This is a genomic window from Nonomuraea aurantiaca, from assembly GCF_020215705.1.
Classification (GTDB): Bacteria; Actinomycetota; Actinomycetes; order Streptosporangiales; family Streptosporangiaceae; genus Nonomuraea; species Nonomuraea aurantiaca.
This window is the reverse complement of record NZ_JAIWNB010000015.1, coordinates 25620-41536: the sequence shown is the minus strand read 5'-3', so window position 1 is coordinate 41536 and position 15917 is coordinate 25620. Positions and strand designations below refer to the sequence as shown.

The following is a 15917-nucleotide window of genomic DNA, read 5'->3' as shown; positions in this document are numbered from 1 at the left end:
CCGACTCTCCCCGAGGGTTGATCATGGACTTTGGGCGCTATTCGACGAAGGCGTCCTCATTGACGATCGCGTCCAGATGCGTGGTGAGATCGTCGACGAGCCGACCGATCAGGCGGACGAGGTCGCGCTGGTCGTCTCCGGACCATTCGGACAGCGCCTGATCGAACCAACCATCGATGACCTGTAGATAGCGGCCGATGAGACCCTCTCCTGAAGGGGTGAGGGCGATCAGGCGAACTCGCTGGTCGTCGGGGTCCGGGACGCGCTTGACCAGGCGGCGCTGCTCAAGGTCATTAAGCTGCCGGGTGACGTACGGCCCGGCGAGTTGCATCCGGGCTGCCAGCTCTCCCACCCTGAGCGGCCGATCGGCCGCCTGGAGGGTCACGAGGATGGTCACGAGGGGCCTGTCCAACGTGACCCCCGCGGCGGCGGTCGCCCGCTCGAACAACTGCCCCCGGCTCAGGGTGCTGGTGAGCTGAGTCATGCGATGCAGCAGCCCCATCAACGCGTCGTTTCGGCTGGTCATCGACCCTCACTTGATTAGATATCTACTATAGGTATATTGTCGCACACCTCCAGCTGAGCCGTACAGCGCAGCCGTCCGGCCAGAAAAAAGATATCTAGGGTAGGTACCTAAAATGGCAGAGGCTTTCATCTCGACCGATGTTCTTATCGTCGGCGCCGGACCGACCGGGCTGGCACTCGCCTGCGACCTGGTCCGTCGCGGTATCAACTGTCGGATCCTCGACCGGGCCGACGGCCCCAGCACGGCTTCCCGCGCCAAGACCATCCAGCCGCGGGCACTGGAAGTGGCCGACGATCTCGGCGTCATCAACCGGGTCATGGAACTGGGAGCAGTACACGTGCCTACCCGGCACTACGACCACGACAAGGTGATCTCCGAGGCGGTCGAGGCGGCGGTCGGTACGGCGGAGCCGGGAGCCCCCTATGCGCCGGTATGGCTGTCACAGCCGATATTCGAACAGATCCTTCGGGATTGCCTGGTCGAGCTCGGCGGCAACATCACCTGGGGCGCGACAGCCACCGACGTCCGGCAGGACGGCGACGCCGTCGAGGTCAGCGTGCGCACGGCGACCGGCGATCAGCAGGTGCGCGCCCGCTACGTCGTTGGCTGCGATGGCGGCCGCAGCCTCGTCCGGCAGCAGATCGGCGTGGCGCTGGAGGGCGTCTCCTATGGCGAACACCGCTGGTGGCTCGGCGACGTCCACATCGAGGGACTGGATCGGGGCTGCCAGCACCTGTGGATGAGCCCCGAGCACGGCATCCTGTCCCTGTTCCCTCTACCCAGCACGGATATCTGGCAGTTTCAGGCGTCCATTCCCGCTGACGACCACGATCCGGTCCAGCCCACTCTTGAGCTGTTTCGCCACCTTTTCGCCGAGCATGCCGGTCTGCCCGGGGTTGCCATCACGGATGCGGACTGGCTGTCACTCTACAAGATCAATGTCTGCCTGGCCGACCGGTATCGGATGGGCAGGGTCTTCCTGGCCGGGGACGCCGCCCACATCCACTCCCCGGCCGGCGGCCAGGGCATGAACACCGGTATCCAGGACGCCTACAACCTCGGCTGGAAGCTGGCCGCCGTCCTCGGCGGCGCCGACGCGGCCCTGCTGGACACCTACGAAGTCGAACGGCGGCCGGTGGCGCGTGCCGTCCTGGATGACAGCACCGCCCGCCTGCACGCGGTCATGCACGCCGCCGAGAGTGGTGACGGCTCTGCCGCGCAGCACGGGCTCACCGGCGACTTCACCACGGGTCTGACCATCGCCTACCCGCACAGCCCCCTCACCGGCCCGATGCCCGACTGCGACCAGCACCGGGCCCGCCCCGGTGACCGCGCCCCGGACGCCGAAGCCGTCGAGCCGGGGTCCGGCCGGGCGATCCGGATATTCGACCTCCTCCGGGGCCCGCACTGGACGCTGCTGGCCTTCGACCGCGGCCGTCCGGCAGCACAGGCCACGATCGACAATCCCCTCGCCGTCGAGCTGCGCACAGTCCGCGTCACCACCGACACCACAGTCACCCAACCGGGCACGATCATCGACCTCGGCGGCCGTGTGCACAGCGCCTACGATATCGGCGAGAGCTCCAGCGTGCTCATCCGGCCCGACGGCTATATCGCCCATATCGCCGCGCGCACCGCGACAAACGGGTCCACCGCTCAGCCGGGTTGATCACCTCCCGGCCAGGACCCACATCGCCCGGCCATATGATCAGGCGGGATCCCATTCAGCCGCCTCTAGAACAGCTGACCACAGTGCTGGATCCAGCCCGCCACGATCGGCGCGCCCGCCTGCCCCCAGCATCAGGCCGACACGCCCGCCACCGCCTGGGAAGATGACGACCCAGCACACTCGCGCAAGCGGAAACTGTTGCAGGACATCGTCACCGCGCTGGTGCTCACCCCGGTGCGCTGGGCCAAAGGCCGGGGCTACCTCCGCCACTTCCGCGGCGATGTCGGCATCGACACCACCGCCACCCCGGTCTTCGCCCGCCCAACCCGCACTCGCCGCTCCACCGGCGAACCGATCGCCTCCACCGAGCTCACCGCAGGCTGGCACCACTCGGCCGACAACGGCCCACCCGAGTACGGCTACAGCGCCACCCTCACCGTCGCCGCCCGCACTCGCTCCGTGCTCGGCTCCTTCCCGCAGTTGGCGCTTGGCCTGGTCCTCGACACCCCGCACAAACGCATCGGCGCCAACGCCATAAGCCGCAAGACCCACCACCCATGTCGCAGCGCCCCACTCACCGTCGGCTTCGCCATGCCCAACGGCCGGATCTCGCCCCCCACCAGCGGCCTGACACCACCCGGGCCTTCCCAGACACCAGCTCCGCAGCCCCCAAACCCAGGACGAACCCGATTCGGAACCCCACGAAACGACAAGATCCCGCCTGATCGCGATGATCAGACGGGATCCCGTCAACCTCAGTCCAGCCGTTTCAAGAACGGCCCCTGGTGGGGTGTTCACAAGTGGTTGTGGCATGCGGAGGAACGACTGTTTGAAGATCGCTTCCCGAACTCTTGGAGATCATTTCCCGCTCAGCCTGCGATCGGGCCGTTACACCCGGCCCGGTGTCGCTCCGTCCTGAGCGTTGACGATGCAGGGCCGGTGAGGTCAGCGTCAGGCATCGAAGGGGCCCTCGTGGGGGTATCCAATTGTGTGACCCTGATACGTGATGACCCGATTGACCAGATGATCGCGCGGAGAACGGAACGCGGACGAGAGCTGAAGACGAACACCATGACCCGTCCACGGATGTGGTCGGGTGTCGTCAGTTGCAGACCATTGAGGGCGAGGATCACATACGCGCCTACTCCGATGTGACCCACCGCGGCACGGGCTTCGTCGCGGTCGCCGGCTAGGGACATGCCTTTCTGTACGGCAGCGTGGGTACGATCACCCGCCACTGGGCCGCGCTCAGCCCGCCCGCCTTCGCGCACACCGCCGCCGCCAACGCCTCCCCGCCCACGGCGTGCCGCCTGACCGCGCCGTTGCCGTCCACGGTCAGCACCGCCGACCCGTCGCCGGTGAACGCCACGTCGAGCGGCTGCCCGGTCTCCGGGTCCTGCCCGCCGCCCTGGTCGAGCAGCGCGCCCAGGTCCGTGCCCGACATCACGTCGACCAGCCGCACCCTTCCCCCCAGCTGAAGGCTGGCGAGCAGGTCCTCGCGCGGCGAGTAGGCGGCGGGGTCGCCGAACCCGCGCGCGGTGGCGAGCCTGCGGCGCGTGGCCACGTCCCAGACCGTCATCCGTCGCCGCGCGTCGAGCACCACGACCGCCTTGCCGGAGCGGGTGAAATACGCGCGCACCCCCTCGGCGTTCCTGCCGCCGCCGCCGAACGCCGGTCCCAACGCCTTGCCTGCGGCCGTCTCCAGCAGGTGAATGCGGTCGCCTGCCACCACCAGCGTCCGCCCGTCGGAGGAGAAGGCCGCGTACTTCGCCGCGCCCGCCTCGGCCGACCACATGCGCCGCCTGGTCTGCCGGTCCCACAGCTCGACCCCGCCCTTCTCGGTGACCACGACCAGCCTGGCGCCGTCGGGAGAGAAGGCCACCTGCACGGCGGACGTGCGCAGCGTGCCCTGGACGGCGGCCGAGGCGGTGTCCACGATCCGCACCCCGGGCCCGAACGTGGCGACGAAACGGGAGTCCGGGCTGAATACCGCGTACTCCGCCTCCGGCAACGCGCCGACCTTCCTCCCGCCGACGGCCGACAGCTCGCCGTCGCGGACCACGAGCCGCCCGTCGCCGCTCAGCGCCGCCGTGCTCACAAGGTGATCGTCGTCCTCGGTGGTCAGGTCGGCCACGTCCACCGAGAAAACCTGGTCGCCCAGCAGGTAGCGGAACGTGCTTCCGTCGAAGGCTCCCTGCGCCGCCTCATCAAATTCCCCCCGTACCTGGACCGTGGTGAGCAGTTGCGTGTCCGACCTGCGCCAGAACTGGATCGACCGCGGCGCCACCGTCGCGATGAGGCCGGCGCCGAACACGGCCGCGCCGCCGTTCCAGGTGCCCTGGGTGCCGGCGCCGTCCTTGTCGCCGATGAAGTCCTTCGCCCCGGTCCTCAGGTTGGTCAGCTCCAGCAGACGACCGCGCCGCGCGGCCTGCCAGACCCCGTCCCGGCTGAATGTGCCCGCGGGGGCGGGCCCGAGCGCCTTGGCGGCGCCGGTTCGCAGGTCCCAGCGGGTACGCCGGTCACCCTCCTGGAGCAGGACGGAATCGTCCCGCTCGAACGCCACGTCGACCCACTCGTTCGTGAAATCCTTGGCAGTGGGGAAGACGTAGTCGCTGATCGGCCTGCCGCTGACGAGGTCCACCGCGGATGCGCGCCTGGCCGTCACGGTCACCAGCACCTTGCCCGACGGGCTCAGCGTCACGCTGTCCATCGGCTCGGCCGGCCGGGCGCCGCGTGTCCGCAGGAGCCGGCCGTTGCGCACGTCCCACGCGCGCGTCGCGGTGGAATCGGCGCTGATCAGCGTCCGGCCGTCGGCGCCGAGCGTGCGTACCGTGTCGCCCGCGGTCGACGGGTCGCGGAACATCGCCGTCTCGCGCTGCGCCAGCGAGGCCACCAGGGCCGCCCTGGTGGCCGGCGTGCGGTCCAGCCGCCAGGCCGCCAGGCTCGCCAGCATCGCCTGGCGAGGGTCGCTCCCGCGGGTCGTGGTCGCCACCCCCGCGAGCCTGGCCGCCTCCGACCTGGTCAGCTGCCCGGCGATCTGCTCGGCCCGGTCGTCGGCCACCGCGCTCTGCTGTACGGCCAGCCCGCCGGCTACCAGCGCGATCACCAGCAGCCCGCCCAGGCTCAGCGAGGTCAGCCGGGCCCGCCTGGCCCTGTGCCTGGTCAGGGTGGCCGCCGCGGACAGGAAGTCGCGTTCGGTGGGCGACAGGGTGATGTCGCGGCGGGCGGTGGCCGCCCACTCCAACGCGCTGTCCAGGTTGCTGCCCTGGAACAGGTCGCCGTCCCGGCGTCCCGCCGTCTCCCAGCGTCGCGCCGCGGCGAGGATCTGCCGGTGTACGGCCAGGCCGTCGCGGTTGGTCTCGATCCACCGGCGGTACCGCGGCCAGGCCTGGGGCAGGGCCGGCCTGGCCAGCCGTACGCCGCCGTCCTGCCTGGCCAGGAGGTAGCCGAACACGGCGAGGATCCTGCGCACGGCGGCCACCTCGTGCGGCGCCCGCCCCTCGACGAGCTCGGCCAGCTCGGCATGCCGGGCCGACAGCTCGCCCGCCTCGTCCACCGTCACCAGCCGCAGGAACACCTCGGGGACCAGCTCGCGCTCGGCCGGATCGAGCATCGTGTACGCCTGCTCGGCCAGCGTGCCGAGCGCGGGATCGTGCCCCTGCGCGCCGATCCCGGCGGCCCGGTGGCCGCCCTGGGCGAGCAGGCGGGCGGTGTCGAGGTCGCCGTCGCCGCTGACCAGCGCCAGCAGCAGCTCGCGGGCGGTCGGCCGCTGGGCCGGCTCCTTGGCCAGTGCCGAGGAGACCAACCGGCGCAGCGTGCTGGGCATAGCGGACAGGTCGGGGGTGGCCGACAACACCTGGTGCATGACGCTTCCCAGGTTCTCGGCGTGGAACGGATCACGGCCGGTGGCGGCGAAGACGATGACGGCTCCCCAGGCGAACACGTCCGCCGAGGCGTCCGCTCGCTGGCCGATGAACACCTCAGGGGCCATGTAGGTGGGCGTGCCGCTCACCACGCCGGTCGCGGTGAGCGACATCTCGGCGGTCCTGGCGATGCCGAAGTCGATCACGCGGGGGCCGTCCGGGCCCAGCAGCACGTTGTCGGGCTTGAGGTCGCGGTGGATCACCCCGGCGTCGTGGATGGCGGTCAGCGCCGTCGCGATGGCGGTGGCCAGGCGGTGCAGGTCGTCACCCGCGAAGATCCTGCCCGCCGTGCGCAGGCTCGGGCCCTCCACGTACTCGCTGACGATGTAGGGACGCGGGCCCTCCAGCTTGGCCTCGATGATCGGCGCGGTGCAGAATGAGGCCACCCGCTGGGCGGCCGCCGCCTCCCGGCCGAGCTGGGCCACCTGATCGCCGTACAGCACCTTGATCGCCACCCGGCGGCCGTCCTCGGCATATGCCTCATACACCACTCCCTGGCCGCCGGCGCCGAGCCGCCCGGCCAGCCAGTAACGACCGAGCCGCTGAGGGTCTCCTTCGATCAACACGCTCGGTTTGATGCACTCATCACCGACGAAGTTCCGCCCAAAATACCCATGTGCGCATCGCTCCTTCTGAGCGATCCCATCCCTGGGACGCGCCGGAGTGGGCTGTCTTGGGCCCTACGCTGCGGCGGGTGGAACTCGAAAAGAGTGCCGAACCTTTCTCGATCCGGACGCATCCAACCCTGCCATGAACAAGATTCAGAAGCTTGCCGCCCTGGCCGTGCTCCCTGTTGCCGCGTCTGTCGTGGCCTTCCCCGCACAGGCGGCGGAGCGGCCGAGCTGTCCCGTCCCCTCCAAGGCAGACATTCTGCGGTCGTCAGCTGCCAAGGTCGACAAGCCGGCGAGAGGCGCGGCAGCGGTCAAAGGAGTTCGCGTCAACCACATCCCGAAGGGGTTCACGTACGGGCAGGTCCTCGTCGACAGGCACGACGGCATCGCCGAGTACAGCTACCAATGGTCCGACGACCGCGACGACATGAGCCGCCGGCACCGGGCGCTGTGGGTCAGGGTGGTGTGCTGGCCGAAGGCGACCTCGTTGGCGCAGCTCAAGAACGCGCCGTTCCACATCGGGACCTTCTCCGGTGACACGACCACCACGAAGATCGGCGATCGCCAGGTGCTTCGCCAGCAGGGCGACGGCGCGCTTGGGGCCGGTGTGTACACGGGCTGGGTCGAGCGCGCGGGAGTCGTCGTCACCGTGATGGCGAGCCCGCCTCTCGTGCCAGGGTTGGCGGAGATCATCAAGGGCATCCGGCTCTGATCCTGCTCCTCGAGGTATCCGTCCTCACCCCTGGAGACCCCTGCCAGAGGGATCGGTCAAGTTCTTCACCTCCGTCCGCATCTGTGACGGAGACGCATGCGGCCGCCGCGAGCGGTGCACCAGCCCGGCGATAGCGAGACACCCAGCCCGACAACGTCTGCCACGCCACCCCCGCCTACCGGGCGACCTCGGTCACCGAACCGCCGGCCAGCACAGCCAGGACCGCCTGATACCGCTGCTCGACAACGGGCATATCCACCAGGGCCATTCCCGGCCTCCCGTCGCGCGACGACGCAACGACGCAACGACAGCCTGGCCGAAGACAGCACCTGTCACCCGCTGTCTTGGGATCGACGCGTCAAGCATGTCCCGGGACAGGACATCGACGATCTCCACGAAACCCGTATGCTCCCGGACGGACCAGATTCGGAAACCTTGAAACGACAAGATCCCGCCTGATCTCAATGATCAGACGGGATCCCGTCAACTTCAGTCCAGCCGTCTCAAGAACGGCCCCTGGTGGAGATGAGGGGATTCGAACCCCTGACCCCTTCGATGCGAAGGAACTCCGGGAAGTCGGAGGATGTCGATCCGAGTCGTCGGATGCCTCTCACCTTACAGAACGCTCCGGGGAGGACGCGGGAAGTCCGAGGGAGCCGTAAGGCGGTGGCTCCCGAAATTGGCTCCCGTGGCTCCTCCCCGGGGTGGGAGAGGAATCCCATGATCGAGTACCTCCCTGACGACAATGACGGGCGTTTCCCCGAAGACGCTCCCGTCCTCGTCAGGTATCCCCTACGCGATGACCAGAACGACGATCGCGACTCGTGGCCGTGGCTGCCGGGCACCGTCCTGGCTCAATGCGGTCCCGACGAGTGGCGGGTCGTCGTCGAGGTGCCTGCTCTGGCCATAGCTGACCCTAGCGTGCCTAACAGCGACGCTCCCGAGAACCTGCTCTACCCCGCATGCTTTCGCGACGCGACCGAGATTCGCGCCGTCAGCATGCACGCCTGGCAGTGTGTACGGAACGAAGTAGAGAAGAGCTGACGCGGTTAACAGGCCATCACCACCAGGCCGAGCCGCGCAGCGGTCTACGGGCTATTGCGGGGGCGGCGCGGCCAGCCCCAACGGCATCGCTGCCTCCGCGCACAGGTGGTCGTGGACGCGAAACACGGCCCGGTTCGGTAGCCCGGGCGACCACGCGCACTGCAAGAGCTCACCCGATCAGGCGCTTCGCGCCCAGGGGCCTCGGCGTGCTCCCCGGGGCCTTCGACCCCTCCCATGCGAGATCGTCTCGCTGGCAGTAGGAGCGGAGCGGTATGTGATGGAACGGGCGTTCAGCAACCTGATGGCCTAATCACACCGTTCAATCCGAAGGCGCAGGAGATCGGGGCTTACGTCGGCGGAACCTTGTGGCTATGATCGCTGATCATGGTGCGTAACTCGTCGCGCACCGCCCTTCGTTCTATCGGGGAGGCAACGTGGAGAAGTCAAGCCAGGTAACCGAGGACAAGAAGCCCACGAAGAAGATCGACCTCAAGATCAAGCGGCTGGAGAAGGTGGAGACCACCCAGCTCCGTCTGGTCGGCTGACACCTACGGATACCCGGCCGGTCAGGCAGGACCTGGCCGGCCCTCCTGTGTTCTCGGCGTGACCTGGAAGGTTCTCGTGCACTTCCCCCGCATCAAGAGTGTCCATCAGCCCATGGCCTTGCCGGATGGTCGCATCGTCATAGGTCTCATGCAGCAGGGCATCTCCTCCGAGATCCAGGACGATGAGGACGGCGCGATCGCCCAGCTGATCGTCCTTATGGACGGCACCAAGACGATCGATCAGATTTGTGCCACTTTCGCCGAGACGCACCCAGATTTCGATGACCAGAGCGTCCGCGAGGTCATCGCGGGGCTGATCGACAACGGATTCGTCGAAGACGCCGGCGCGCCGCTTCCCGGCAACCTCACCCCGCGTGAGGCGGCACGCTACGGACCGGCCAGAAACTTCTTCGCGTGGATCGACTCCACTCCGCGGAGCTCTCCGTACGACATTCAGTCCAAGATCAAAGCTGCCAAGGTGTGCCTGCTCGGCATCGGCGGCACGGGCTCCGCCGTGGCGGCCGGACTGGTCTCCAGCGGTATCGGAGCTCTGCACATCGCCGACTTCGACACAGTCGAGGAACCGAACCTCACGCGCCAGCTCCTGTACACCGAGCAGGACATCGACCGCCCCAAGGTCGACAGCGCCGTGGATCGGCTGCGTGCCATGAACAGTCTGGTCACAGTGACCGGCAGCACCGTCAAGGCAGGCGCGTCCAATGACATCGCCGCCCTGATGGAAGACTGCGACGTGTTCGTCCTCTGCGCGGACAAGCCGCACCCGGACATCATGTTCTGGACCAACGAGGCGGCGCTGCGCACCGGCACGCCATGGTTCGTCAGCTTCTACACGGGGCCGATGGCCGTCGTCGGATCCCTGATCCCAGGCGAGACCGGGTGTTGGGCGTGCCTGCACCGTCAGGAGGACCGTCGTGAGGTCAACGCCCACGGCCGCTCACTTACCGAGGAGCGTCCGAACGCCGTGGTGGCGGCGAGCGCCAACATCAGCGGGCATCTCTGCGCGCTGGAAGTTCTGTATCACCTCGGCGGCCTGCCGACCCAGGTGCGCGGCCGGGTCTTCCACTGGAACTACGCCATGTGGGATCACTTCTACTACATCGACGTTCCGCACGACGACGACTGCCCCGCCTGCGGGCCCACAACGTCGTGAGTGCCGCACCGCTCACCGCCGACAGCAACGTCGGCTTCCATCCGCTGATCGTCCGCCCGGACGACGACGACCCGGAAGTCGTGGTCGTCGGCCGGTCAGAGATCGGCGAGTTCATAGAGCTGCCGGCGGTCTACGGCGACGCGATCAGCCTCCTGAGCGCGGGGCTCCCCATAAGCGCCACCGAGGAGCGGATGGCAGCCGAGCAGGAGGTGGAGCTCGACGTCGCGGAGCTCGTGGAAGCCCTGGCGGATCTGGGATTCGTCCGTTCCGTCAACGGAGAGCCGCTGCCGGATCCGGAGGCGAACACTCCGCGCAGCCATTTCAGCCGACTGACCGAGCGGCATGTGGCGTGGCTCTTCAGCCGGCCGATGAAACTCCTCTGGCTGCTGGTCATGGGCGCGGCACTGGTCACCCTCGCCATGCGGCCCGATCTGCTGCCGAACTACACGGACTTCTTCTGGGGCGACTACGTCGGCCTGACGGTGCTGGTCAACACCGTGATGATGTCGATCAGCATCAGCATGCACGAGCTTATGCACCTGACGGCGGCCCGGTCACTCGGCGTTCCCGGGCGGATCGGCTTCGGCACCCGCCTCCACAACCTGGTGGTGCAGACCGACGTCACGGCGGTGTGGGGCGTGCCGCGGCGATCCCGCTATCGGGTGTATCTGGCGGGGATGGCCTGGGACCTGTTTCTCATCGCGTCCCTGACCCTGCTGGTCGCCCACGTAGCCATGCCTCAGCCGGTGAAGGCCGTACTTCAGGCACTCGTCGTCTGCGTCCTCCTGAGCATTCCGTTCCAGCTCCAGGTCTACATGCGCACCGACCTGTACTACGTTCTTCGCGATCTGCTGCGGACCCGGAACCTTTTCGACGACGGGCTCGCCTACGCCAGGTATCTGCTCGCGAGAACCGTCGCAGGCCTGCGCCGCCGTCCCGCTCCTGTCGCGGACCCGACGACCGGGCTGGCCCCCCATGAGCGGCGGGCGACCCGCGTCTACTCCGTCTTCCTCGTACTCGGTGCCACCATCAGCCTCAGCTTCCTCGCCCTGTTCGGCGTTCCGATCGCGATCGCGGCGCTGGTGCGAGCCCTCCTCGCCATCGCCGACGGCTTCAACGGCGGACCGGTGCTCCTAGCGCTGGACTCCGGGCTCCTGGTGCTCATCGAAGGCGCCATCCAGGTCCTCTTCGTAGTGACCTTCATCCGGGGCCACCGGCGTTGGTTCCGTCGGCGCAGCACAGCCCCCGCCACCCGCTCCTCGTAGGGCGGCCTCACATGTCGATGCTCGATATGTCCCCGTACCGCCCCCAGCTGATCAGCGGCTTCACCGCCGTAACCTCAGCCTTTGAACCTCTCTATCTATCACCCCACCCCCAACCAAATTTACTGCAGATGACGTAACCATACTGCGGCGTTCCGATCTCCCGCAGCCACCCGTTCATGCAGCCAGGCCAAGGCAACATCCAATTGACCGATGTCACTGAGCCCTTCCGCGTAACCGAAGACCACGGACGGTGATCGTCTAGTCGGCGTGCGCTTGCACCACCCCGGGCACGAGAGAAGTGAAGCCCCTGCTAGAAGAGGTCTTGCGACAGATCCACTTCACAGCGAGAGGCTCCACGTGCCATCCAGTGTCACATATACCGCCGCCTTGGAGATCAACCGGTCCACCGCCGAGTACCTGGCGGGCATCGTGGCAGCTCACCGGCGTGCGATCGGCACACGGAAGGGCACCCGGGCGCTCGGGCCCTTCAAGCAGGCGGTGCTGGTGTTGCGCTGGTTCGTCGACGACACCCGGATCCGGCACCTGGCCACCGACAACCGGATCGGCAAGAGCACCGCCTACACCTACCTGCACGAGGGCATCGACGTGCTGGCCGCACAGGCCCCGGACCTGGCCGCCGTGCTGGAGGAGGCCAAGCGATCGGGGCTGACGCATCTGAACCTGGACGGCACGGTGGTACGCACCGACCGGGTGAGCACACCCGGCCCGAACGGCGCCGACCTGTGGTGGAGCGGAAAACATAAGCACCACGGCGGAAACGTCCAGGTGCTGTCGGACCCGGACGGATGGCCTCTGTGGACCTCGCCGGTACGGCCCGGCCGCGAACACGACACCACATGCGCCAAGGCCGCCCGGGAACTGCTGCCCGCGCTGGAGGCCCTGACCGTAGAAACGGGCCTGCTCACCCTCACCGACCTGGGCTATGAGAACCTCAACCCGGCCCTGCGCCACCCGGTCAAGAAGCCCAAGGGCGGCGACCTGTCCCACGACCAGCGCGCCTACAACCAGGTCATCCGTGGCATCCACGCCATCGCGGAACGGGCGAATTCCCTGCTCAAAACCACCTTCAAAGCCCTACGCCGGGTCACCCTCGACCCCTGGCGCATCGGCGCGATCGTCAAAGCCGCCCACGTCCTGCTCCGCCTCGAACACGGCCGCCACAGCTGACCGAAGATCACGCAACGTCGTGATCCATTACACGGAAAGGCTCACTGGGTTGGCGTGTTCGTAGCGGCCTCACGACTGCCGTGTCGGGCACAGGCCGAAGTCGCAGACGGGCGTCATGTGAAGCCGCTGGAAACCGTCGTAGCCAGGAGCGGCTGGGCGGTGTGCTCAGCGTTCTCTACGTGATCTTCACCGAAGCATCGACGGCCACGTCGGGCGACCGCCTGCTGCGCAAGGCGGCCACGCTGAGCTGACCTCGCCCTTCCTGCATGCACGCAGGACGAGCCGGGACACACCCCTAGCGTGACCGTTTGGACGTCAGCAGGGTATGCCACACGGCACCCACGGGAACGGTGACAAAGGCGAGCCACGGGCTCCAGACCAGAAGCAGCGTCAACCCCATGTCCAACAGGATGTTCCTGCCGAACCCAAGAGATCCGCGCAGGTAGGAAGCCGCCCCACCCGGCCTGGCATCCCCTTGATCCGATGGTGAAGACGCCACCAACGCCGCGACGCCGAACATCACGACAGCGATCACCATGGTCCGGATGTGGAAGCCGAGCCCCAGCCAGGCGGCGTCAAGAAGCTGGGCGCTCAGGAACACCACCACGCCCAGTCGGGCCAGCTCAACGAGAACTGCGGACACCAGATTCAGGACCGTATTCGCCGGCCCGGCCGTGTCGAGATCTGCCAGCCGCTTGGGCAGCGACCAGGACGCGAAGACCAACAGAGCCGGGATCACCAGGTCGAGGACGGACAGCACCACGCCGCCCAGCAGCGCGACCCACGAGATTCCGAACAGGAACGCGGCCGCAACGCTGAGAACGAGGAACGGAAGCGCGGAGGTAACCACGTTCTCCCGTGACCGGGCGAGAGCCGGGCCGAACATACCTAAGTCCTTTGATGGCTCCTGTTTCATGCGTCCCCCTCTTTTGAGCATTCATCGATCACAAAGGAAGACGATCGGCGTGACAGCAGCGTTCCTGCCCTCCAGGTGGAGATGCGTATCAACAGGCTTCCTCGCCTGCCCAGGCTTGCGCGGCGGACGTCGTCAGGCCAGCTCGGCAAGGCCCTCGGCAGGCCCGCACCAGCCGGGCGATGCTGGAGATCCTCACCCGGCACGGCGGCGTGACCTGTTGAGCGACCTCTTCTAGCAGGGGCTTCACGCATTCTCGTGCCCGGGGTGGTGCAAGTGCACGCCGACTAGACGATCACGGTCCGTGGTCTTCGGTTACGCGGAAGGGCTCACTGAAAAGCTCTATTGCCGTGTCATAGGCGCCAACGATACCATTCTCTGCCGCGCGTTGATGAATAGGTATTAGCTCGTCTACCCGCCCCAGACCAGCGAGAATGTGAGTAACAAACGTAAGCATCAAGAGGTCTCCGGACTCGGCCGCATACCGGTATAAGCCTATTGCCTCTTCGGTACGCCCTTGCTTCTGAAGGTAACCTGCAGCGCGGCCGAGTGCCGTTGAGTCTCCTTGCCGTCCGGCTTTCTCGCACAGTTCGATAGCCTCATCAATGCGTCCATGCTGTTCTAATACGGCAGCCGCATTTCGCCGTGTGAGCTGGACGAACGCGCCCGACTGATGTGATCTTGTGATGGCGGGGAGAACATACGAGTGCAGCCGCCCGTGATCATGCCTGTGTGACGAGAACAAGATCCAGGACGGCTGCTGCTCTCAGCGTCGATCCCGGACAGCAGCCTGGTCAGGTAGGCGCGGGCGGTACGGCGCGGTTCCACCCGGCAAAACCGGTCCGCGATCCGGCCCATCAGTTCCTCGAAGGTGACCAGCCAATCCTCAGGGTCTACGCTTACCGCCCACGGTCTCACAAACATTGATGATCACGCGGTGGCCGTACTCATGTGGCCTCAACAGCAAGATCGCGAAGTGTCACTGGGGCCCTCCCCCTGGAGTACTTGGAGGCAGCGCATGCCCACGAAGCCGTCCCTGCCCGAGGTGGTCGCGGCGCTGCTACGCCGAGACCCGGTCGTGCTGTGTACCCGGCTGGCGCTCACACACGAAGGAGTTGCCCGGCTGCCGATCCCGGGGCGCCGGAAGTTTTGGGTAGTGAGCGATCCCGAGTGTTTGCATCGAATCCTGGTCACCGACGCGACACAGTTCGACAAGGGCGGGCCCATCTATCGAATCATCGCCGATGCCCTGGGTGAGGATGGCCTATTCACAGTGAACGATAAGGCGACCTGGCACCTGCTGCGCCAGATCATGAATCCAGCCTTTCGCCGAGCCGAACTGCGCACCGTAATAGAGTTGACCGCCGATGCTTGGCGGAGCCGAATGGACGCATGGGATCTGCGCGGTCCGATAGAGCTCTTCAGCGAGCTGAAGCTGCTGAGTGTCGAGGTGTTGATGCGGCATGCGCTGGGGAACGCAGTCGATACGGCCGAGCTTACGCAGCTCGCCCTGCCGGTCTTCGACGGCATGGCGGGGCGAATCTTCCTCCCGCACTGGGCACCCGGGGCGAGCGGCTATCGAAAGGCCATCGCGGCGCTGGATGGCAGAGTCAAGTCAATCATCTCCTCGCGCCGGGATCAGGGCACCGAGGCCGGGGACCTGCTCGGGCAGCTGATGACCGCCACCGATCCGCAGAGCGGTCACCGCCTAAGCGACCGGCAGGTACGAGACCAGGTCTTCACACTGTTGATGGCGGGATTCGATTCCACGGCAACCGTGCTGTCGTGGGCGTGCGTCCTGATGGCCGAGCGAGGAGATCAGTTGGACCGGCTACGGACCGAGGTGGCCAATGTCTGCGCGGACCGCACCCCTACGCTGGAGGACCTTCCGCGGCTCGTCACCGCGCAGGCTCTTCTGCAGGAGTCGCTGCGCCTGCATCCCGCGTTCCCCATGTTCTTCCGCAACGTCAAGGCGGAGACCCAACTTGGTAGGCACCGGCTCGCCGTGGGCGACCAGATCATCGTCGCCCCCTATGCGACGCACCGCGATCCAGCCCGATGGCCGGACCCGGCGGGCTTCGACTCCGGCCGATTCGCCGGCAGGCTCGACCACGAGCAACGGGCGGCTTATCTGCCGTTCGGCGAGGGAAAGCGGAAATGTATCGGTGAGGACATGGCCACCATGACCGGGCTCCTCATCCTGGCTATGTTGGCGCAGCGGTTTGCCGCCTTTCGCCGCCCGGTCGGCCATAGCAACCACACGGCCCGATACGCGATGACCCGTCCATCGAGGGACAACGCCCGCTTGATCCTCACGCCGATCGATGAGTAGGCCGACCTAGTACTCCAG

The 15917-nt window shown here is 67.1% G+C and carries 11 protein-coding genes; 8 read left to right on the top strand and 3 right to left on the bottom strand.

The genetic code is table 11. The annotated features are described in order from the left end of the window. Positions 1-37: 37 nt before the first annotated feature. Complete coding sequence (locus tag LDL49_RS31070; protein WP_225296154.1) at positions 38-526, bottom strand: MarR family winged helix-turn-helix transcriptional regulator; 489 nt, start codon at positions 524-526, stop codon at positions 38-40. A gap of 112 nt (positions 527-638) precedes the next feature. Here LDL49_RS31070 and LDL49_RS31065 point away from each other — a divergent pair, with 112 nt between their 5' ends. Both LDL49_RS31065 and LDL49_RS31060 read left to right on the top strand, forming a co-directional pair. Continuing rightward, positions 639-2195, top strand: a complete 1557-nt coding sequence (locus LDL49_RS31065; protein WP_225296152.1) for an FAD-dependent monooxygenase — start codon at positions 639-641, stop codon at positions 2193-2195. Between the two features lie 198 nt (positions 2196-2393). Then, positions 2394-3350, top strand: a complete 957-nt coding sequence (locus tag LDL49_RS31060) for a hypothetical protein (protein ID WP_225296150.1) — start codon at positions 2394-2396, stop codon at positions 3348-3350. Positions 3351-3384: 34 nt separating this feature from the next. Here LDL49_RS31060 and LDL49_RS31055 read toward each other — a convergent pair whose 3' ends face one another. Beyond that, positions 3385-6684 (bottom strand): WD40 repeat domain-containing serine/threonine protein kinase, encoded by a 3300-nt coding sequence (locus LDL49_RS31055; protein ID WP_225296148.1) that lies wholly within the window; start codon positions 6682-6684, stop codon positions 3385-3387. 184 nt (positions 6685-6868) lie between these two features. Here LDL49_RS31055 and LDL49_RS31050 point away from each other — a divergent pair, with 184 nt between their 5' ends. The 5 genes from LDL49_RS31050 to LDL49_RS31030 all read left to right on the top strand — a co-directional run bounded on the left by LDL49_RS31050 (position 6869) and on the right by LDL49_RS31030 (position 12654). Continuing rightward, positions 6869-7441, top strand: a complete 573-nt coding sequence (locus LDL49_RS31050) for a hypothetical protein (protein ID WP_225296146.1) — start codon at positions 6869-6871, stop codon at positions 7439-7441. A gap of 720 nt (positions 7442-8161) precedes the next feature. Further along, complete coding sequence (locus LDL49_RS31045) at positions 8162-8485, top strand: hypothetical protein (protein WP_225296144.1); 324 nt, start codon at positions 8162-8164, stop codon at positions 8483-8485. Positions 8486-9088: 603 nt separating this feature from the next. Beyond that, complete coding sequence (locus LDL49_RS31040) at positions 9089-10201, top strand: HesA/MoeB/ThiF family protein (protein WP_225296142.1); 1113 nt, start codon at positions 9089-9091, stop codon at positions 10199-10201. Next, positions 10198-11466 (top strand): hypothetical protein, encoded by a 1269-nt coding sequence (locus tag LDL49_RS31035; protein WP_225296140.1) that lies wholly within the window; start codon positions 10198-10200, stop codon positions 11464-11466. Before LDL49_RS31040 ends, LDL49_RS31035 begins: the two co-directional genes overlap by 4 nt. Positions 11467-11823: 357 nt before the next feature. Further along, complete coding sequence (locus LDL49_RS31030) at positions 11824-12654, top strand: HARBI1 family protein (protein ID WP_225296138.1); 831 nt, start codon at positions 11824-11826, stop codon at positions 12652-12654. A gap of 295 nt (positions 12655-12949) precedes the next feature. Here LDL49_RS31030 and LDL49_RS31025 read toward each other — a convergent pair whose 3' ends face one another. Further along, entirely contained in the window at positions 12950-13570 is a 621-nt protein-coding gene (locus LDL49_RS31025; protein WP_225296136.1) for a hypothetical protein, read from the bottom strand. 1015 nt (positions 13571-14585) lie between these two features. Between LDL49_RS31025 and LDL49_RS31020 the strand changes: the two genes are divergently transcribed. After that, the gene (locus LDL49_RS31020) at positions 14586-15899 is read left to right on the top strand and encodes a cytochrome P450 (RefSeq protein ID WP_225296133.1); all 1314 of its coding nucleotides are present in this window, start codon (positions 14586-14588) and stop codon (positions 15897-15899) included. Positions 15900-15917 lie beyond the last annotated feature (18 nt).

Excerpts from the sequence above, each read along its gene's own strand:
- LDL49_RS31045 (WP_225296144.1), top strand. The coding sequence starts at position 8,162 with ATGATCGAGTACCTCCCTGACGACAATGACGGGCGTTTCCCCGAAGAC.
- LDL49_RS31050 (WP_225296146.1), top strand. The coding sequence starts at position 6,869 with ATGAACAAGATTCAGAAGCTTGCCGCCCTGGCCGTGCTCCCTGTTGCC.
- LDL49_RS31025 (WP_225296136.1), bottom strand. The coding sequence starts at position 13,570 with ATGAAACAGGAGCCATCAAAGGACTTAGGTATGTTCGGCCCGGCTCTC.
- LDL49_RS31070 (WP_225296154.1), bottom strand. The coding sequence starts at position 526 with ATGACCAGCCGAAACGACGCGTTGATGGGGCTGCTGCATCGCATGACT.
- LDL49_RS31020 (WP_225296133.1), top strand. The coding sequence starts at position 14,586 with ATGCCCACGAAGCCGTCCCTGCCCGAGGTGGTCGCGGCGCTGCTACGC.
- LDL49_RS31065 (WP_225296152.1), top strand. The coding sequence starts at position 639 with ATGGCAGAGGCTTTCATCTCGACCGATGTTCTTATCGTCGGCGCCGGA.